Here is a 20,936-nt window from a genome sequence, read left to right as displayed (position 1 = left end):
ATATTTTCCGCCAAGATGCGGTCCTCTACAAGACGGACCACACGGTCCTTTGCATCCTGGTCAAATTTTCTTGGCATATTCCAGATTTTCCCATCTACTCAAACGGAACAAAACCTGGGACACTTCAGTATGAGGGCGTTCTCTATGCGGTGGATGGTTCTAGAAATCGTTGACTGGGAGACTCCAAATGCTTCACCCAGGAGTTCTTCGGTGAGGTTGTGGCGTAGGTAGAGAAGGGTGATTTTTAGTGCTGTGTTGAGGGAGAGTTTTCGTGGTCTGGTATCTAGTTTTTCCCAGGTGAGGTTCTTGTTCAGGGCGGTAGCGAGTGTGGCGAATTGTGCGCTGGTTAGCCCGGTTGTACGCTTGTTGTGCAACGGTTCTTCCGGTGGTGTTTGAGGTTATTTGTGATGATTTAACCCTCATTTTTGCTGCTGGTGGGACCGTTGTCTAGTTGGTGGGTTTTACCCCTTATGAATAAGCCTCTATATAGCCAGGAGGCCAAAATGTCAGCTACCACTTTTCCTTGGGAAACCGTAGAGAACACCACATCTGTCCCTTTCGATTAGACACAGATTGATATTGCTTTTGATGCAATTACGACTCCCGCGTACATGAGTTCAGGCTGGGTCTGTTCACTAACTATTGAATGCGGAACTTTTGTTTGTGCATGCCGCTAAAAATTTCTGACAGGAGGCGAGGAGGCTTTTAAAAAGGTTTATTCAAAAGCAGGACCACACCCCACACCCACCAACTAGACAACGGCCCCACCAGCGGCAAAAATAGGAGCAGTAGCCTCCAAGGAAATTTATTGCGTACAGGTTATATTTATTTTCCTGAGTCACACTTTTCTATACAAGAGTTAATTAACGGGCTGTGCCCTTTTGTGGCCGATGAGAATTAAGGAATAATCCTCGGTAGGTTGTTCTGATAGATAGCCAATAACCTTCCACTAACGCAACGACAAGCATTGTCAACAAACATATCCCTGCCATAATTGCAAAGATTGTCACCGGCAAAACAGGGCGCACGACGCTACCCATATCAGCTAAGCTAACTTGCATTCGCGCAGAAGTTATATATATCGCTCCTGCAGATAACAAACTTCCTACCAACAAAACCATGAGCACTTCAATTGCATTTGCTTCCATAATTTGCGAACGCGTCATACCTACACGATGCAATATATCGATATCTTTTCGGCGTCCTATCAAAGCAGTCAGATAAGTCTGAATTAAGTTGAAAAGAGCCAAAACTGTAGCTCCACCTGCCAACAAAATAATTGCAAACATCAAAGACTTCATCCCTTGATTGACTTTCTGAGTGACCCACTCTGCCCCGGAAGAAACAGTCGCATCAGGTAAGACCTGATGAACAGTAGCCGTGAAAGATTGCAAATCTACACCATCCGAGCCTTGCGCTAACAGCTGCGTGTCAACGATGTTGTTAGAAAGATCAAAGGTGCTCTTATCCACTATGTAATCCCCGTGGATAAAGAAATTGCTATCAACCACAGCCACCACCTGAATTACTTCCTGGTGACCGCCTGGAGATTGAACTATATGCTGATCTCCTACTCTCCCAGAGAAAGAAGCTACCCTATCTCCTTCAACTGCGGAGAGGTCTCCCTCACGTACGGAAACGGGTATGAAATCTTTGATATTTTGGGGATTGATAGCAACAATTGAAATAGCTCGATTTGATTCTGGGGTTAACCAATCAGGTGCAGTGACAAGAGAGGTTGATTGAGCTATATTTTGATTTTTTTCCAGATCTTGTTGTTCTTGAGGATGAAATTTAATATCGTCTGCTGAAACAAAATAATCTGTATTTTTCAGTTGGGTAGATTGAGCATATGTTTCAGATCGTCCTGTTTGTGCAAGCATTGCAAATACTGACACTAGGCATAACAGTAATATAAGCGGCGTTGCTAATGATGCTGTCCGTAATGGTGAAAGCCTTGTATATTCTTGTGCTACCTGGGCAGGGCCAGGGGCGATTGGCGAAAGTAACCTACCGATACCGTGGGATATGCTCGGTACTAGTAAAGGCGATAAAGAAACAATTACAATGGTCGCACCGGTGCCAGTCAACAAGGTTGAAAGCTGATATCCCATTAAATTCCCGGTAGGTAAAAATGCGACTCCAAGAGCTAGAAAACCTATGATCACCATAAATATCCGCTTGCCAGAAAATTTTCGAGAATCTACAACAGATGGAGAACGAACTGCTTCAATCAACGATAGTGAGGCTATTTTTCGAATAGCTAGAAGAGCTCCTATCACTGTACTCAATACGATAAGACCGACAGAAATTACCAAAGCGGTGAAATCGGGATGATACGAGAGTTCTGGACTACCGTTGTTAGATAGAACGAGAAGCTTGCTATAAGGCTTGATAAGTACGGGCGAAGCCAAAGCCCCTACACATGCAGCGAGAAAACTTATGATGACAGATTCACAGATAACCAGCAGATAAAGCTGAGCTTTACTCGCACCCACCAACAGAAGCTGAGCCAGCTCTTTCCTGCGCTGAGCCAGAATAAAGCTCATAGTTTGAGCGACAATCCATGTAGTGATAAGAATGGTGAGCCAAGCCATGAGATTAGTAAACCAGGCGCTAGATTCTGCCAGTTGGCGTAAGGTTTCTATTTCGCTAACTCTTCGATCCTCAGTAGTAAAGACAGGATGCTGAGTACTGTTATGAAGAGATAAGGACGAACCCAATAAAAGCGCCCCCAATGTAATAGTCATTGCAAGACCAAAATATTGAGTCTTGTGACGAAAAATCATGCTCCAGGAGAGGTATAACATGGCTACTTCGCTTCTCCAATGTTAGCTAGCTGCTGCGCAATCTGAGTTGGGTTTCCACCCTCGAGAGTTGAGATTATCTGTCCGTCAACCACCCAGACTATACGATTAGCCCGTGCGGCTACATTTGGATCGTGCGTCACCATAAGGATAGATTTTTGCTGAGCAGTTAGTTTCTCAAAAAGCTGTAAGACTTGTTCTCCATTATCGGTATCTAACGCTCCTGTTGGTTCATCGGCAAAGACTATTGCTGGATCAGAGATCAGTGTTCTGGCGATTGCAACTCGTTGTTGTTGACCGCCAGATAGCTCATGAGGAAGTTTGTTTTCGACGTTTTCTAGGCCCACTTGGTGAAGAGCCTGCGAAATATTAGATGGGGTCACTTTGGTTTTATCGAGAGTGAAAGATATTGCTATGTTTTGAGCAACTGTTAGCGCAGGGACAAGATTAAGTTCTTGAAAGATATAACCAAGTTTTCTTCGTCGGAGGAGAGCCAGTTGTTTTTTCGTCGCATGCAAGATATCGAGACCGTTGATAGCAAGGGTGTCAGCTGTTGCAGGAAGTAGCCCAGAAGCGCACAGAAGAATAGTAGATTTTCCTGACCCCGACGGTCCCATGATAGCTACCCATTCACCAGGTGCGATGGATAGATTGATATCAGTGAGGGTATCTTTGTCGTTGTTTGGGTAGGTAAAGGACAGATTCTTAATATCTAAGGGTTGCACTTTAGCATTATTCCTTTATATATTCATTTTGAACGCGTTCAAATGAATCTGCGCCACGTGGATCGAAGGCAACATTTTTGCGTCCTTCTTTCATGACAAATTTAAGATTATCTGATTTACGGGTAAGGAGATACACTCCTCCCCCGTTACTATAATGCAGAGGAAATTCAAATTTATAACCCTCGATTAGTTTATTCAATGAATTATCGGATGGATTTAGACGTTCATCAACTTGCTTTTGAAGAAAAGAGGGAATTTTGACAAAATCTGGAATTGTTAATGAAGGGCCTCGAGAATCTTCTATATAGTCACCTTGAGGATTTTCTATACAGAGTATTTCAGATCCGGAATTATCAATTTTAATTTTTTCTTTAAAACCTCCATATCTTACATAGACAGGAGAATCTTTATATTTTACATCTGAAAGTATATAGCCACCAGGAAAATTAGATAGACTGCTATCAAGAATTTCTAATAAAGATTCTAGTTCATTTAAATTAGAAGCATATATTACTATAAATTTTCCAGCGCTAGCCCTATCTGCATAATTAGAATTTATTTTTCTAAAAAAGAGTAGTACTTGATTGTGATTCAAGTTCTATTCGTAAGCCTAGCACTGGAAACCTACCCTGACAAGCATAAATTTATTTTTTCAAACTATTGAGTGCTAGTCATCAGTTCTCGCCAAATACGAACAGTACTAGGTGTCTCTTTATTGGATACCTCGTTTCTGCGGATCAGGTGGCTGTCGTTAGTCGGTAAGTGATACGGGTGAGAGTTTGACTTACACCACTATCCGTTCAGTCACCAATCACAATTGATTGACCAGCCTATTAATCACTTTCAGGCTTAACGCATACCCACTGGTCGAAATTTATGACTCCAGGATCAGTGGCTTGGAATGTCATATTCTCTACCAGTCAAGATCCATAAACCCAGAAAACTCTGAAGTTCTAGATCTGGAATGCGTGACATCCTTGCGGTCCTCCGAACAACAGGTCAGTGCGCATTATTAATTTCACTGTAGGTGCATATGTATTGGTAGTTGATGCTCATTTTTACGTCTTACCCGAAAATTTGGTTCTGTTTATCGAATGTCATTTCAGTTGGGTGCGAGAGCCTCATTCATCACGAGGGGGTCAGTAGTAGGGGTTTTCTGTCAAAAGGGAAGCAGGGAGATAGAACCTTCTCTGATGCTTTCTCAATGGTGGTAATCAGCTCTGCAGTGGTGAACGGTGGAACTTTGAAAAGCTTGCTGAGGAGTTATATAAAGGGGGTCTACTTGTGATGCGATAGAGATATTCTCACAACTTGGATTTTGATGAGCTCTTTTGAAACAGTGTTCTTCTCATGGAACTAGAAATGTAAGCAGTCGGTTCGCCTCAGCATGGCTTGACGTTTCAGCCGAAAAATAAGGGCAACAACCAGGGGGGTCAAAGTGAAAGTCCTCCTTGATAGAAACGTGAGGTAAAAATATAACGTGCGCATGAGCTTGGTAAACCAATGACTATTTTATGGTTCATAATGCATGAAACCGCGCACTATCACCTCAGCGTTCCACCCCACGGCATCATTGCTAATCAGAGCGGATTCACCCCTTAGAGTAGGCCAACCAGAATTAGAGAATGCCACAGCATTAGTTACATAAATGAACGCATCAGTAATATATTTTTTGCACAAATAAAAGGCGCCGCTTTTATTCAAAACGACGCCTTTGATAAAAATTCTTTTATTCTTCGATAACCGACTTCTTGACGGTAATAATCTCAGAAGGTTTACCACCCAAAATGGCCTCACCAATCTTCGCCAGCTGCACCGTCTGACGCTTATTCAAACGATCAAAAATCTGACGGCGAACCTCAAGAACGTGCCCGGGAGCTGCCTCTAAAATCTTCTCGCGTCCTGCAGGAAGCAGGTGGCAGATGCTCACGCGGCGGTCTTTCGCCCAGACGGTACGCTCCACAAACTCATACTTCTCAAGGCGAGTAACCACGCGTGATAGGCGAGGCAATAAAGTGTTGGTCTGGCGCGCAAGCTCAGTCATCGTCAAACGTGATTCCGGAGCCTCAGACAGCATTGCAAGAACCATGTATTCCACAAAGCTCAGGTCTGAATCTCGCTCCAGCTGAGTCTCCAAAGCACCGGGAAGATTGAAGATGACGGAGCTGAGGAACAGCCACGCATCACGCTCATCATCGGTCAGCCAGGGAGTGCTATCCACCGGGCGATTGACCTCGACGTCCTGCTGGTTGCTCACTAAGTGCTCCGTTTCGTATGTTCTTATCGAGCTGTCTTTATGTGGTTCTTTAGGGAGTTAAAAGACGCCCTGAAGTGCTGATTTAAAAAGTTATTTCATTAAAAATAACTACCTAATACTAAAACACTTAGGCGTTCCTTACCTAGTGATACGTGAAAAAATCCATTGTGACTTTCAAATATGAGTAACCGTACGTTCCCTTATTTTTAGACGGTGCGCTCTTCAAAACCTGTGGTCACATCACCCCTCAGCTGGTAGAATTGTGCGTTCAGGTGTGCCGGGAAGTCTGGTCGGCACCCGTTTTTCTCTTTCTACTACTGGCTCTTAGGGCTAGGGGTCTGCCCGTGAAACTGCGGGTCGAGAAGGGGCAAAGCGGGTAGTACATATTTTGTCGACTTCCCGTTTGGAGAACTATGTCTCAGAACACCGTTCTTTCTCGCGGTACCTACCGCGAATCCCAGCGCATCAGCGAAATTCTTGCCAAAGAGTCCGTAGGTGGCATGATGCTTCTAGCCGCCACCGTAGCTGCCCTCATTTTCGCGAACAGTGGTGCCGCTGAAAGCTACTTCGGTCTACGCGATGCCTACGTTGGACGCGATATCGGCGACTTTCATCTCAAGCTTTCAATCGGTCACTGGGCAGCGGACGGCCTGCTCGCGATTTTCTTCTTTCTCGTTGGTCTAGAACTCAAAAAAGAATTTGTGATTGGCGATTTGCGCAACCCTGGCAAAGCGCTTGTGCCCATGGTGGCAGCAGCTGGCGGCGTCGTTCTGCCCTCAATCATCTACTTCTTGATCAACCTTTCGGGCTCTGCTGAGGCGCGCGGTGGCTGGGCTATTCCGGCGGCTACCGACATTGCGTTTGCGGTAGCTGTTCTTGCCGTCATCGGCTCGCACCTGCCGTCTGCACTGCGTACCTTCTTGCTGACTCTGGCAGTGGTTGATGACCTCATCGCTATCACCATCATCGCCCTCTTCTACACCTCAGACCTCAAAATCCAGTACCTGCTGTGGGCTATCATCCCCATCGCTCTCTACGCACTAATCGCACGCAAGGGCGAAAAGCTTTTCCATCTCAAGCCCGCAGCAGCATGGTTCATCTTGCTCCCCATCGGTTTCATCGTGTGGGCGCTGTTCCTCAACTCGGGTATTCACGCAACCATTGCGGGCGTCATTCTCGCCTTCATGATTCCCGTGCGCATGAACAAGCGCGCAGAAGCCGTAGACGCTGACCACGGACTGGCAGAGGTCATGGAACACCGCATCCGCCCGTTCTCCGCTGGCTTCTGCGTCCCCGTATTCGCGTTCTTCTCAGCGGGTGTAGCACTCGGCGGTTGGAACGGCTTTACCTCATCGCTCACCGAGCCCATCGCTTACGGCATCGTCCTCGCACTGGTCTTTGGCAAGATGATCGGCATTACCGCGTCCACCTGGCTGGTTACCCGCTTTAAGAACGCAAACCTCGACTCTGATATCGCGTGGGTGGACGTCTTTGGCGTGGCAACTCTGGCAGGTATCGGCTTCACCGTTTCGCTGTTGATTGCCGAACTCTCATTCGGTCTTGGCTCTGATCACAACGATGATGCGAAGGTAGCGATCCTCACCGGCTCGGTCACCGCAGCTGTTTTAGGCACAATCATCTTGAGCCTGCGCAACAAGCACTACAAGAAGATTGCAGAGAAAGAATCTGTGGACGCTGATGCCGACGGTATCCCCGACGTCTTCGCCGACAACGGTGCCTCACTGGGCGGCGGAGCGAAGCGCGCTGACTAGCAATTAAATTGACCGCGAGAGGGGCTGGTGAGCGGTTTTCCGAGCGAGGAAACAAAAACCGCTCACCAGAAAGCTCACCGTTTCACTTCCTTGCCCCTCGAAATCTTCACCCCCAGGTTCTCGCGCAAACGCTGAATGTGTCACACTTCGTCCCAACATGCGAAAAAACCACCCTTACTTACGTTCCCGGTCATAAAGTAAAAAGAAACGTTCGTACATTGAAAGGGGATGTGAGTGTCTAATTCTTCAGCACCTCATAACCAGACGCTCTCCCGCGGCTCTTATTCTGAGTCCAGCCGCGTGGCGGAGATTTTGCGCCAAGAAACGGTGGGCGGTTTCATTCTGCTTGTTGCCACTGTTCTCGCCGTTATACTCGCAAACTCTCCGGCGGCAGATTTCTACTTCGGTGTACGTGACGCCGAGGTTGGCGCCCATGTTCCAGGTTTTCACCACCTGATGATGACGGTTTCTGAGTGGGCTGCAGATGGTCTGCTGGTTGTCTTCTTCTTTCTGACCGGCCTTGAGCTGAAGAAAGAGTTTGTGGTCGGTGACCTTCATGATCCCGGTAAGGCTATCGTCCCTATCGCTGCTGCGTTCGGTGGTGTAGCGGTTCCCGCGCTGATTTTCGCGGCGATTAACTTCAGCAACCCGTCTGCCTTGCATGGCTGGGCTATTCCTACAGCAACCGATATTGCGTTCGCTGTGGCGGTTATTTCAGCGGTGGGCACGGCGTTGCCGTCTGCGTTGCGCATCTTCTTGCTGACGCTCGCTGTGGTTGATGACCTCATCGCGATTTTCATCATCGCGATTTTTTACACCACCGGTTTCAAACTGACTTACCTTCTGTTGGCGCTGATTCCGATTGCGCTGTTCTGGTTGATCGCGCACAAAGGTGAGACTATGTTCCACCTCAAGCCACTCGCATCCTGGTTGATTCTGCTACCTCTGGGCATCGTCACCTGGGCACTGTTCTTGGAGTCAGGTATTCACGCGACCATTTCGGGCGTTATCTTGGGCTTCTGCGTGCCAGTGGTGTACAACAAAAAGTCACGTGCCGCGGATGCGCCCGCTGGCTTGGCGGAGGTTCTTGAGCACCGCCTGCGTCCGCTTTCTACGGGTTTCTGCGTACCGGTGTTTGCGTTCTTCTCAGCCGGTGTGGCGATGGGCGGTTTCGGCGGCCTGGCAAAGGCGCTGACCGACTCGGTTGCTTTGGGCATTATGCTCGGCTTGGTTCTTGGTAAGACCATCGGTATTACTTTGACGACTTGGCTGGTTACCCGATTCCGCAAGGCTAACCTTGATCCGGATATCGCGTGGGTGGACGTCATTGGTTTGGCGATGACCGCGGGTATCGGTTTCACCGTTTCGCTACTGGTAGCTGAGCTTTCGTTCGGCCCGGGTTCTGAGCACACTGAAAACGCGAAGATCGCGATTCTGGTGGGTTCGGTTTCTGCCGCTATTTTGGGTTCGCTGGTGCTGTCGCGTCGTAACAAGCACTACAAGGAACTTACTGAGAAGGAGAGCTTGGACAGCGATGAGGACGGTATTCCAGATGCCTTCACCGACAACGGCTCTCATTTAGGCGGCGGCGCGAAAAGGGCTGACTAGCAATTTTCCGCACTGCGGAAATAAAAATTGCTAGTCAGCGCTCAGCACAGCGTAAGCGGCGAAGCGAAAAAGCGATGAGCGAAGCGAATTCACCGCAATTTTCCGAGCTAGCATTTTCCGCGAGAGGGGAGGGATGGACCGTTTTTTAGCTAAAAACGGCCCATCCCTCCCCTTTCACGCATTTAATATCTCACCGATAACAATGGCGGGTTGGTCGAGTTATAACCGGTAGGCTTCCTAGCCGTGGCTCTTTGCATGCTCGCTAGCTCGCATCCGCCACGGCTAGCCCCTCTCACACATTAAGAAACGTACCCGCTGAAAATACACCGCGCGCAAGTAAACACATGGGCTTTCTGGCGAGCGATTTTTGTTTCCTCGCTAGCTCGGAAAACCGCCCGCCAGCTATTTCGCGAAATATCCTGAGCGCTGCGCCAGCCAGTCCAACCCCAGGTTAATGCCCGGCACCCAGACTTCTACGCGGTGCCCGCCGGTAGGCACCGTTGAGATGGTGAGTTCAGTGGGTGCTTGGACTGCTTTGCGGAAGGCGGGCAGGGTGTCTTTGGGCAGATCATCGTCGTCGCTGGTGTAGAAGAAAATACCGACGTCGGGTTTAGTGCGCGAGACAATATCGGGCAGCATGTAGTTGGGGTCGTGGTCGTCCAGCCACTTCTGGTTATCGCTGTAAATCGGCTCAAAATAGCCCGCCTGCACGAGCGCCGCACTGAAAATATCGGGGTGTTTCACGGTGAACATGGACGCGCACCAGCCGCCGGCACTATAACCGGTGGTTGCCCACGCATCCTTGCTATCGATGACGCGCAGGTTAGTTTTAATCCAGGGCACCAGGTCCTGCGTCACGAAGGTTTCGGTGTGCGGGGTGTTATCGCCAGAGGCGTCCACGCATTCGCTGTCGTAGTTGCCGGGGTAAACGTCGGGAACAATCAGAATTGTGTTTGCCAGATTACCGCTGGTGTTTTTATCGCGCAGAAGTGCCCCGTAGTCAATGGTGTTCTGGTAGGTATTAGGGCTGCCGGGAAAACCTGGGAACCCCATGATGACGGGGTAAAACTTATCGGGATTGCTCATATATCCCGGCGGTAGCCAGGCGGTCACGCTCATGGTTTTGCCGCTGACACTACCGGGCACATCAAATTTTACGTATTGGCCTTTGGAGTCATCCTGTGAAAGTTGCGAGCCGAAAAAAGAGTTGGACGCCGGGTTTTTCTGCACAGCGGTAGCTACCTGCTCTACCGCGGGAACGGCAGCAGAGGCCTTCGTTTCTTTCGCACCGTAGTCTTGGGTGGATGCGTCCTGCGAGGTTTCGGGGCTGACGATTTCTTGCCAGCTGGTGAACCACTGGTTTTCTTTATTGAGCCACGCGCCAATGGTGCTGATGCACAGAAGGACGCTCACTATCAGCGCTATCGCCTGCGTCAAGTATTTGCCGATGCCGGGGCCGCGATGCCGGGGAAGAATGAAAATGGCGATGAGAAGTACCACGGCGGTGACCGCTGTGATTCCCCAGACGAATGCGGGACCGGCAATATCCATGGCTCTTCTTTCGTGCGCGCGATAATTCTTTCAATAGAGTGCACGGTTTAGCTGGGAAAATACCGTATGAATGCTGTTGGGTTGCCGGGGGTTCTACAAAACCGTGTCCCTGTTCCTATGAACGGTCTATGATGTGGTTGTTAAGTTCCCCATTTTGAAAGCCACACCATGAAGCATCCTTCGCCGGTAGAGACCTCTCGAGGTAGAGAGAGAACCGCAAGAATTACCATCGGGCTATATGCTCTTGGAACTCTTATCTCATTTTTTGCGTGGTTGCTGTCGCCGCTACGCGGTCACAGGGGTTTCATGTGGTGGGAGGCTGGTTTTAGCCTGCTGAATATGCCGGTGACGCATACCCTGTTGTCTGCCGCGATTTTGTTTCTCATTACCTCTACGCTGATTCGTCGTAAGCGCATTGGCTTGTACGCGGTGATGTTCTTTCAGGTTATTGGTTTTCTTGCGGGTATTAGTACGCTGACCGCGCTGATTAATTTTGCGGTGCCCACAGAACTTTTCTCTGAGCTGTCTTTCCGCAATCCGCTGGCTGATATTTTCTCTATGCTCTTTGCGCTGTTTGCGCTGGTCTTTTTGTGGCGGGCGCGCCCGGCTTTTCCTGCTCGCATCCACCGTTCGGCGTGGTTGAGTGCGGCGCTGGTGTTGCTGGCTGGTGTGGTACTTACGGGTGTGTTCACTTGGTTTGCGTCTGAGTCGCAGGGTCTGCCGGAGCTTCAGGTTTTCTTGCACACTATCGGCATTGATCCGGGTTTCCGCCCGCCGTCACCGCACGCCAACTGGGTGTTGCAGGTGGCATCGACGCTTTTGGGTATCACGCTGTTGGCGTCAGCTTTCGTGTTCTTGCGGTCGCCCGCGAAGTCGTACAGCGATCACAGTTGGACGCCTGCGCACGAGGTTGAGCTTCGTTCCCTTTTGCAGGATTTTGGTGGGCAGGATTCTCTGTCGTACTTTGCGACGCGTCGTGAGAAGCTTCTTATTTTCTCAACTGACCGTCAGGCAGCGGTGTCTTACCGCATCATTAATTCGGTGTGTTTGGCATCCGGTGATCCGGTGGGTAATCCGGGTTCGTGGGCCGATGCGATTGAGCAGTGGAGGGAGAACGCGCGTACGTACGGTTGGGTTCCCGCTGCGCTGAGTGTAAGTGAGGACGGTGCGCGTGCCTACGCTAATGCCGGGTTGAGCGTGGTGTCGATGGGTGATGAGGCTGTGCTTTACACCGACCGGTTCAGCCTGAATAACACCTCGCTGACCGAGGTGCGTCATGCGGTGAACCGTGTGCGTAAGGGCGGTTACAGCGTCACTATGAGTTATCACGGTGATCTTTCTGAGGCTGAGCTGTCATCGCTGGTTGCGAATGCTGATAGCTGGCGTCACGGTGAAACCGAGCGCGGCTTCTCGATGGCGTTAGGACGCTTAGGCGACCCTGCCGATGCTCGCTCAATTCTTGTTGCTGCCCACGATGCATCCGACCAGATGGTTGGTCTGCTTTCGTTTGTGCCCTGGGGTAAGACGGGTATTTCGCTGGATGTTATGCGCCGCTCCCCCGATGCGCCCAACGGCATTGTGGAGTTCATGGTTGCTGAGCTCATGGAAGGCGCACCGGAGTTCGGCGTTTCTAAGGTGTCGCTGAACTTCGCGATGTTCCGCAGCATCTTTGAAAACGCTGAGCACTTTGGCGCTAGCCCCACTACCCGTTTGGCATCGCGCACTCTTGGCGTTTTTGACCGCTTCTTGCAGTTGGAACGTCTGTATAAGTTCAACCAGAAGTTCGCGCCCGAGTGGTTGCCGCGTTACCTGTGCACCGATTCGACGGTTTCGCTGGTGCAGGTAGGTATCGCGGCTGGTATTGCCGAGGGCTTCTTGCCGCAGTGGTGGTCTGCTCAAGACCGCACGATGCGTGTGCTCGATGATGATTCCATCGCGCAGATTCGCGCTATTGAGCGTCGCCGCGTCGTAGCTGCCGATCTTGAACCGCGCTGGTCTGATCAGACGCGCCATCGCATCCGCCATCTCAATCAGTTGCGCGAGGCGGGGCACAACCCCTACCCGCTGGGTTTGCGTGCACGTTTCGGCGTGCAAGAGCTCGCTGAATTTTTAGCGGTGGGCGGGCCAGAGCGGCAGCTCACTGTGGCAGGACGCGTGCGTTCAGTACGCGTGCACGGCGGTGTTGCTTTTGCGCAGTTGATTGAAGGTACTTCTACCGCACAGGTGGTCTGTGAGCGTGACGCCCTGGGAGCCACCGAGTTCGCGCTACTCACTAGCAACCTTGATACCGGTGATATTGCGGCGTTCACGGGCGTCCTGGGGGCTTCGCGCAACGGCACACCCTCGCTGATTGCTGGCGGCTGGCAGTTGGCGTCTAAGTCGTTGCATCCTATTCCGTTTGATGAATTTAGCGATCCTGAGTCTCGCCTGCGCCGTCGTTCCACCGACCTGTTGGTGAACACCGATCAGGTGCAAAACTTGAAGGTGCGTTCGGCAACGATTACCTCTATTCGCAAGACGCTGGATTCAGATGGCTTCACCGAGGTTGAGACCCCGATTCTGAACACGGTGCACGGTGGTGCGTCGGCGCGTCCGTTCAAGACCTTCATCAACGCCTACGGTGCTGACCTGACCTTGCGTATTGCTCCCGAGCTATATTTGAAACGCCTAGTGGTGGGCGGAATGGGTTCTGTCTACGAGTTAGGACGCGACTTCCGCAACGAGGGTGCGGACGCCACCCACAACCCAGAATTCACGGTACTTGAGGCGTATAAACCCTACGCGGATTACACGACGATGCGCCTGCTCACCGAGATGCTCATTAAGAACGCGGCGTACGCGGCCTTTGGCGACGAGGTACTGCCGCTGGGTGCGAAGAACAGCACCGAGCGCGTGCTCACAGATGTCTCCGGTCCCTGGCGCGTGGTCAGTGTGCTGGATGCGCTCTCAGAAGCCGTGGGTTTTGAGGTTTCACTGGATACCGACTTTGAGGTGCTCCTGCGTCTTGCCCGCGAGAATGAAATTCACGTGCGCGATGACATGGGTGCTGGCGCAGTTATTGAGGAACTCTACGGTGAGCTCGTTGAAGCACACACTGTGGCACCTACTTTCTACACGGACTTCCCTGTTGAAACCTCACCGCTTGCCGGCCCGCATCGTAGCAAGCCCGGCTTGGTTGAACGTTGGGACTTGGTGATTAACGGCATGGAGATCGGCACCGCCTATTCTGAAATGGCGGACGCTCTCGAGCAGCGCAGGCGCCTGACCGAACAGTCGCTTAAGGCAGCGGCTGGCGATCTTGAAGCCATGCAGATTGATGAGGACTTCCTCTACGCACTCGAAACCGGTCTGCCGCCCACGGGTGGTCTGGGCATCGGCGTCGATCGCCTGGTCATGCTACTCACGCAGACCCAGATTCGCGGTGTGCTCGCTTTCCCATTCGTCAAGCCCGCTGAGTAAAACTAGATGCGCGAGAGGGGAGGGATGTACCGTTTTTGGCTAAAAAACGGTACATCCCTCCCCTCTCGCGGCAAGAAAGAAAACGATGGACGCCTTCCACTATCTGCTCACCGTCCTGCCGCTGTCGCTCGGCGGTTTTGACCCCGCGCCTGCGCTGATTGCCGCGGTGTTCTTAGCCAACCCCGCCGTGCGAAAGCCGCGTGCTAGCGTCCTGACTTTTGGGGCGGTGCTTATTGGTGGCACGGCGGTGTGGGGGCTGGTGCTGTCTAAGGTGGTGGGCGAACGCATCCGCGATATTCCTTGGCACGAGATACTGCATGTGCTGTTGCACTCCGGGTTGTGGACGGTTGCTCTGAAGCTCGCGGTTGCCGCCGGTTTGCTGGTATACGCGGTCATCAGTTTTCGCAAGCGCGGACGCGAGAAAGAAGAGAAGACCCGCACCGCGGCGGGGCTGATTGCGGTGGCGTTAGGGTTTATTGCTCTGGTGACCAGCGATGTGCCGTTTGTTGCCACCGTTGCGCTGTCGTCGCATCAGCCTTTTGCCGTGCAGGTGGTGGGTTTGAGCCTGTGGGCGATTATTTCGCAGGTTCCGTTGTTTGCCCTGTGTGTGGCGGTAGCGTTGGGGCAGCATGGCGCTTTCGCGCGTTGGCTTGAGAAGGTGTGGACGCGGATTCGCCCGGTGGTTGGCGTCCTAATCCCCGTAGCGTGCGCACTGGCAGCACTGGGGCTGATTGTGGATGTGGTGGTGCACCTGGTGCTGATTGGCTAGCGAGCCTAACGCGCGAGAGGGGAGGGATGGGCCGTTTTTAAGCTAAAAAACGGTACATCCCTCCCCTTTCGCGTACTAAGGAACTGCGCGTTCTTTATGATTTGGTGGGCTAGTTGGTTGGCGGGCTTTCTAGCCGCGGCTCTTTGCATGCTCGCTATCTCGCATCCGCCACGACTAGCCCATCTCGGGTTCTCAAAACCCTACGCCGCTACATGCCTGCCCTGCGCCTTGCGAGCGCCAAGCTTCTCACGTAGCTTATAGTACTTTGCGAGCGCCCCTGTCTCGTAACCAAAGACAGTCATGACCACCAGGTGCACCCGCGCCTGCGTCAGAGTGTAGATAAACCACGGCAGTGCAGGCTCGTACTCATGAATAGCGATAATGACGCGGCTTTCATCCAGCACACGACGGAAGACCAAGCGAGCGCGTCCGCCCTCCTGAACACGCGCCAGGCGTCCGCCACTAATCATGTAGGTAACGGCGTCCTCACGTGAGCGTTCCGGTGAGTAGTCGAGGGTGAGAATCGGGTCTTTGAGAATAGGCAGGCGAATCTCAGCGTGATTGTCGTTGACGCTGGTACCCACGATTTTCAGGCTCGATCGTGAGAGCCACTGCAGGTAGTAGCTCGCGGTGTGTTGCACCGACCAGCGCTCGGGAATAGTGATGCGCTGAATGGACTTCACATCGTTCTTAGGGTTCTCAACGTCCTTCTTCAAGGGGAGTGAGAAGCTGGGCAGCGTGTAGCCCAGTGAGTCTTGGTTTTCGGTAGCCAGTCGCACGCTTTCCTTAAAAGGCGTGGGCGCATTAGTAATTCCCTCTACGGTATGTTCGGGAGTAATCACCATGTCGTGCGCCAGGCTATCGAGCAGCGGACCGACCATCTCAATCGGCTTACCGCTAATGAGGGCGACCCACGCCTTAGAGAGCCAGACGGGAATAATCGGCAGATCCACCATGGGCAGCTTCTTGCCCAGAACTTCTGCGGTTTCTTCAAAGAGCTCGCGGTAGTTCATTTCTTCAGGCCCACCAATGTCAATGGACTGCTGGCCGAGGTCTTCGCGCTCAATCACTGCGAGCAGACCGTCGATGAGGTCGCGCAAAGCCACCGGGTGTGTACGGTTATACGCCCAGGAGGGCAGCACCAGACCGGGCAGACGCTCTACCAGTGACTGCAGAATCGGGAAGGACGAACCCTTCGGTCCCACAATCAAACCGGCACGTAAGGTAGTCACGGGAACGCCGAAAGAACCAAGAATCTTCTCGCACTCTAGACGGCTAGCAAGGTGACGCGAAAGCTTTTCATCATCGGGGACGATACCGCTCAAGTACACAATGCGCTTGACGCCGTTGTTCGCCGCTGCTCGCGCGAAGTTATCAGCAAGGAGAGCGTCCATGTCTTCAAATTTCGCCTGCGTCAGCTTTGCCTGCGGCTGCATGGAGTGCACCAGGTAAACCGCCAGATCAATGTCTTTCATGACGCGTTCATTATCTTCAGGAGCGAAGAGATCCGCCGCTACCCAGGTAACGTTTGCTTCGTTTTCCTTGTTCTTGGTACTGCGTGAAACCGCGATAACCTCGTGGTTTTTCTTCAGCTCTTTGAGCAGGTTTCCGCCAATGTAGCCGGATGCGCCCGTCAAAAGGATTTTCATATGTACCGCCTTACCGCAGTGTAGATGCAGCATTTATAAGTAGTCTGCCTAAGGTTAAGAGTAATCGAACTCAGCTATAAAAGCGCAGTTGCGCTCATACGTACAACCTAGGTCGTATTACCGAGAGCTAGATCTGTTTACTCTTTTTCCACCAGCTTGTTTGCCGCTGCCGCCATCGAACCGAACCTACGCAGGGTCTCGGGCATATCGTCCTTATCGGTGATGACTTCGATAAAGACCATCTTGTCTTTTTCCCGGTGAGCAACCGCGCAGGCCTCCAACAGCTCGTTGACGGTGGATGCGCGCAGAACCACCGCGTTCTCATCGGTGGCGCCAAACGCAGCGGGCACCTTCTGCCAATCCATAGGAGCGATGTCGTTGTAAGAGAGCTTCTTGCCGTGAATAGCGCGCTCAATAGTGTAGCCGTCATTGTTGATCAAGAAGATGACGGGATTGAGGCCCTGACGCACCACGGTAGCGAGTTCCTGAATGGTCAGCTGTGCGGATCCATCGCCAATAAAGAGCACTCCGCGAGAGTCTCGATCAGCCACTGCCGCGCCCAGAAGAGCAGGCAGGGTGTAGCCAATCGAACCCCACAGGGGTGCGCCGATAAAACGGGCGTCCCTGGGGAAGCCACGTGATGCCATGCCAAAGAATGAGGTGCCCATTTCGACCACTACGGTGTTGAGCTCATCCAAGTTGGAAGCAACAACATCCCACAGCTGGTTCTGGGCCAGGGCATCATCGGACGCGGCGGGCTGCTCAACGTCGCGAGTAAACGGAGTGAAGTCCATGGGCTGAGCGCCAGCCTCTACCGCGACTTCGGTGAGAATATCCAGCGCATCACCCAATGCCAGCGGCGCGAAGGTTTCACGTCCAATCGTTGCTGACTCAGCGCCAAGATTGATTGCCTTGTACATATCGACCTTGTGTGAGAAACCCACGGTATTGGTATCGGTGAAGGCGACGGCTGAAAGGATGATTGCCTCAGCATCCTCAATGACGGTGCGAGTTTCATCGGCGGTCAACGTGCCCAGATAGAGGCCCGCGAACTGCTTATTGTTCTCGTCAATAAGAGCCTTCGCGCCCATGAGCGTGCAGTAGGGAAAATTGGTGGTGTCGATGAGGCGCTGCAGATTATCGGTCGCCTGCAAACGCGCGGTCATGTAGTCCGCAAGAATGGAGGTCTTCTTACCGCGCAAGAACTCGGTAGCAACTTTTTTAAAGGCAGTCTTCGCCGCGTTGGTTGAGATCGCGAGTTTCACTTCAAGCGGCGATGCCGGCGGATCAATTTCTGCACTGGCAACATCGGCAGGCAGCATCAGGTAACCGGGTTTGTTGTGGACGACGGCGTCACGCAACACACGGTCAATATCGAAAGGCGCGGTTGCCGGTTGCAAGATTGCGGTAGAGACATTGACTTCGTCTGCCATGCGAATAAAGTGTTTGAAGTCGCCGTCACCGAGAGTATGGTGCACGCGCAGGTGCGAATTCTGAGCCGCTGAAGACGGTGCGCCCACAATATGAATAACGGGCACGTTTTCTGCGTAGGAACCTGCAGTGGCGTTAATGGATGACAGCTCGCCCACGCCGTAGGTGGTCACCAAGGCACCAAGACCGCGGACGCGCGCGTAACCGTCCGCTGCGTATCCTGCGTTGAGCTCGTTCATATTGCCAACCCACTCGAGTTTTTCATGCTCAAGAACGTCGTCAAGAAAGCCCAAGTTGAAGTCGCCGGGGACACCAAAAACATCGGTGACGCCCAGTTCTGCCAGGCGGTCGAGAAGGTAATTGCCAACGTTGTAAGTCATGCTTGTTCCTTTGAAAAAAGTGAGAGGTGTGTGGGGTAAAATGTGCAGCCCACCCACATCCAAGAATGTGGTCGCTAACACATCATACACGTGAGGTGTGACGCGAGGTACGAGCGAGACCCGGCGCATCACACCATCGACAACATCATCCCCGACAGCCTTCTCACATATCTCTACTAGCCACACCGAAGTCCAAGTCAAGCACGCACGCTCCTGCGCAGCACTGCACCCTCCCTCATGCGCCAACCACCTGAACCCTCGAAATAGCACACCACCCAAACAAAAAAAGTGTCATATATCATACCCTATGTAAAAAGCTGGTTTCCCGCACGTGTCCAAATTGCTTATTTCGCTCTCGACTGTGAGAATAAAACGAACTATTGTCGGCATACATGTCGATTTCACGGGGTGCGCTCACACATCATCGGCGCGCAATGCCCCTCCTTATTTCTTTGCAGCGAAGCAACACTGAAAAAATTGTGCGCAGGATTTTTTGCGCTTTTCGGCGTGGTTTCAAGCAGATATGGAGCACTATATGGACGCTATTTTGGGCGCAATCGAGTGGTTGAACGCAACCACTGCTGGCGCATCCGACGTCATCTTGAATATCACCAACACCATCTGGACCTACTTTCTGTTTGCGGCCCTGATTATCGTTGGCTTGATCATTACCATCTGGACGCGCGGCATTCAGTTCCGCGGTCTCGGCGAAATGTTCCGCATCCTCAAAGACCCGGCTGGCACTGAGCAGGACGGCAAGAAGAGCATCTCAGCTTTCCGCGCCTTCACCGTCTCAGCAGCATCCCGCGTGGGTACCGGCAACATCGCGGGTGTGGCTATCGCTATCACCATGGGTGGCCCCGGTGCTGTGTTCTGGATGTGGGTTATTGCATCCGTCGGCGCAGCAAGCGCATTCGCAGAATCCCTGCTCGGTCAGCTCTACAAGGAACGCGGCAAGGACTCCTACATCGGTGGTCCCGCGTACTACATGAAGCGCGGCCTCAACGCTAAGTGGCTTGGCCTGATCTTTGTGGCATTCATCGTTGTCACCTACGCATTCGTGTTCGTAGCAGTGCAGACCAACGCAATTGTTGACGCAACCTCAACCTCCTTCGGCATCGACGTCACCGGCACCAACGGCATGGGCTACCGCCTGCTCATCGGCGCCATCATTATGGCCCTCACCGCAGCTATCATCTTCGGCGGTATTCGCGCGATTTCCTCTGTGACCGAGTGGCTCGTGCCCGTCATGGCTGTTCTCTACGTAGGCTTGGGCCTGCTGGTTGTTATTCTCAACATCGGCGCTATCCCCTCAGTTCTACTCGCAATCTTCGAGGGCGCATTCGGCATCCGTGAATTCGGTGTTGGTGGCCTGATGGGTGCACTGCTGTGGGGTATGAAGCGCGGCCTACTCTCTAACGAAGCTGGTATGGGTACCGCTCCTAACGCAGGTGCAACCGCTGTGGTTTCACACCCCGCTAAGCAGGGTTTCGTGCAGTCACTGGGCGTTTACTTCGACACCATCTTGATCTGCTCCATCACCGCTTTCGTTGTTCTCATCTACAAGCCCGAATACGGTGTTGAGGCGCAGGGCGCGTCCCTCACTCAGACCGCACTGGCAGCTGAGCTCGGTGGCTGGGCTATCCACTTCTTGTCCATCGCAATCACCCTGTTCGCGTTCTCATCGATCATCGGTAACTACTACTACGGTGAGTCCAACATCCGCTTTGTCACCGAAAACAAAGTACCGATGATGGTCTTCCGCCTGATCGTTCTGTTCTTCGTGTTCTTCGGCGCTATCGCGTCACTGGATCTGCTGTGGAACACCGCAGATCTTCTGAATGCTGGCATGGTTGTTGTAAACCTGACCGCCGTCATGCTCCTGATGCCCAAGGTCATCAAGGTTCTCAAGAACTACGAGGCGCAGCGCAAAGCTGGCAAAGAACCCGTCTTCCACCGTGAAGACCTACCCGAAGCCAATCTCGCCGCGTGGGATGGTCGCGACGAAATCGCGTCCAACGAATTCTGGGAAACCCGTGCTCTGCAGATTGTTGAAGCTAAAGAAGCTAAGCAGCAGGCACGCGAAAGTCACCGTAGCTAGTTTCTAGCACAGGTAAGGATGCCTCTAAGACTTATTCATAGGGACTAGGCCTCCGGCGCAAGCGCAGCGCCCCGCTTCTCTTGTACGAGAGGCGGGGCGCTTTTGCGTGCAGAGGCGGTCATACCGCCTGCTCTCCGTAAATTTACGCTGAACAAAAGTCAAAACTACAGCGCAAATCCATAAAAGTTGTTTTTAAAATAATAAATAATGCGAAATATAAGTATTTCTGCACATTAAGCATATGAGGATTATTCATAAGGGGTGACCAGCAGCATAAAACACCAACCCCCGCACCACCGCAAACACCCGCCGATACAAACTCAACGGCCGTCTAAACCCCGAATAAAGAACCCGCCAGGTCTTCACTTGAGCGATAACCCGCTCCACCACAGCCCGTCATCTATTGATAATGCGATTATTATCCTTG

The 20,936-nt window shown here is 52.1% G+C and carries 13 protein-coding genes; 5 read left to right on the top strand and 8 right to left on the bottom strand.

The annotated features are described in order from the left end of the window. Nucleotides 1-98 precede the first annotated feature (98 nt). The 5 genes from HF984_RS11950 to HF984_RS10890 all read right to left on the bottom strand — a co-directional run bounded on the left by HF984_RS11950 (nucleotide 99) and on the right by HF984_RS10890 (nucleotide 5,789). The gene (locus tag HF984_RS11950) at nucleotides 99-374 is read right to left on the bottom strand and encodes a helix-turn-helix domain-containing protein (RefSeq protein ID WP_168615684.1); all 276 of its coding nucleotides are present in this window, start codon (nucleotides 372-374) and stop codon (nucleotides 99-101) included. 489 nt (nucleotides 375-863) lie between these two features. Beyond that, nucleotides 864-2,750, bottom strand: a complete 1,887-nt coding sequence (locus tag HF984_RS10905) for an ABC transporter permease (RefSeq protein ID WP_168615683.1) — start codon at nucleotides 2,748-2,750, stop codon at nucleotides 864-866. A 62-nt stretch (nucleotides 2,751-2,812) separates the two neighbouring features. Then, on the bottom strand, nucleotides 2,813-3,532 hold the full coding sequence (locus HF984_RS10900) for an ATP-binding cassette domain-containing protein (protein ID WP_168615682.1): 720 nt from the start codon (nucleotides 3,530-3,532) through the stop codon (nucleotides 2,813-2,815). Between the two features lie 7 nt (nucleotides 3,533-3,539). Beyond that, nucleotides 3,540-4,127 carry a class III lanthionine synthetase LanKC N-terminal domain-containing protein gene (locus HF984_RS10895; protein ID WP_168615681.1) on the bottom strand — a complete coding sequence of 196 codons (588 nt, stop codon included), beginning with the start codon at nucleotides 4,125-4,127 and terminating at the stop codon, nucleotides 3,540-3,542. 1,134 nt (nucleotides 4,128-5,261) lie between these two features. Continuing rightward, on the bottom strand, nucleotides 5,262-5,789 hold the full coding sequence (locus HF984_RS10890; RefSeq protein WP_343947588.1) for a MarR family winged helix-turn-helix transcriptional regulator: 528 nt from the start codon (nucleotides 5,787-5,789) through the stop codon (nucleotides 5,262-5,264). 413 nt (nucleotides 5,790-6,202) lie between these two features. Between HF984_RS10890 and nhaA (HF984_RS10885) the strand changes: the two genes are divergently transcribed. Continuing rightward, nucleotides 6,203-7,561 carry a Na+/H+ antiporter NhaA gene (nhaA, locus tag HF984_RS10885; protein WP_168615680.1) on the top strand — a complete coding sequence of 453 codons (1,359 nt, stop codon included), beginning with the start codon at nucleotides 6,203-6,205 and terminating at the stop codon, nucleotides 7,559-7,561. A gap of 234 nt (nucleotides 7,562-7,795) precedes the next feature. Continuing rightward, nucleotides 7,796-9,169, top strand: a complete 1,374-nt coding sequence (gene nhaA / locus HF984_RS10880) for a Na+/H+ antiporter NhaA (RefSeq protein ID WP_168615679.1) — start codon at nucleotides 7,796-7,798, stop codon at nucleotides 9,167-9,169. Nucleotides 9,170-9,571: 402 nt separating this feature from the next. Here nhaA (HF984_RS10880) and HF984_RS10875 read toward each other — a convergent pair whose 3' ends face one another. Next, nucleotides 9,572-10,720 carry an alpha/beta hydrolase gene (locus HF984_RS10875; RefSeq protein ID WP_168615678.1) on the bottom strand — a complete coding sequence of 383 codons (1,149 nt, stop codon included), beginning with the start codon at nucleotides 10,718-10,720 and terminating at the stop codon, nucleotides 9,572-9,574. A gap of 168 nt (nucleotides 10,721-10,888) precedes the next feature. Here HF984_RS10875 and lysX point away from each other — a divergent pair, with 168 nt between their 5' ends. Then, on the top strand, nucleotides 10,889-14,179 hold the full coding sequence (gene lysX, locus HF984_RS10870) for a bifunctional lysylphosphatidylglycerol synthetase/lysine--tRNA ligase LysX (protein ID WP_168615677.1): 3,291 nt from the start codon (nucleotides 10,889-10,891) through the stop codon (nucleotides 14,177-14,179). An 85-nt stretch (nucleotides 14,180-14,264) separates the two neighbouring features. Next, entirely contained in the window at nucleotides 14,265-14,948 is a 684-nt protein-coding gene (locus HF984_RS10865; protein WP_168615676.1) for a hypothetical protein, read from the top strand. Nucleotides 14,949-15,148: 200 nt separating this feature from the next. Here HF984_RS10865 and HF984_RS10860 read toward each other — a convergent pair whose 3' ends face one another. Together HF984_RS10860 and HF984_RS10855 are read right to left on the bottom strand one after the other, a co-directional pair. Continuing rightward, on the bottom strand, nucleotides 15,149-16,597 hold the full coding sequence (locus tag HF984_RS10860) for an NAD(P)H-binding protein (RefSeq protein WP_168615675.1): 1,449 nt from the start codon (nucleotides 16,595-16,597) through the stop codon (nucleotides 15,149-15,151). A 137-nt stretch (nucleotides 16,598-16,734) separates the two neighbouring features. Continuing rightward, nucleotides 16,735-18,408, bottom strand: coding sequence for an alpha-keto acid decarboxylase family protein (locus HF984_RS10855; RefSeq protein WP_168615674.1), 1,674 nt, complete (start codon nucleotides 18,406-18,408; stop codon nucleotides 16,735-16,737). A gap of 535 nt (nucleotides 18,409-18,943) precedes the next feature. Here HF984_RS10855 and HF984_RS10850 point away from each other — a divergent pair. Then, nucleotides 18,944-20,509 (top strand): alanine/glycine:cation symporter family protein, encoded by a 1,566-nt coding sequence (locus tag HF984_RS10850; RefSeq protein WP_168615673.1) that lies wholly within the window; start codon nucleotides 18,944-18,946, stop codon nucleotides 20,507-20,509. Nucleotides 20,510-20,936: the final 427 nt, after the last annotated feature.

Source organism: Rothia terrae, assembly GCF_012396615.1.
Classification (GTDB): Bacteria; Actinomycetota; Actinomycetes; order Actinomycetales; family Micrococcaceae; genus Rothia; species Rothia terrae.
This window is presented reverse-complemented; position numbering and strand designations above follow the sequence as displayed.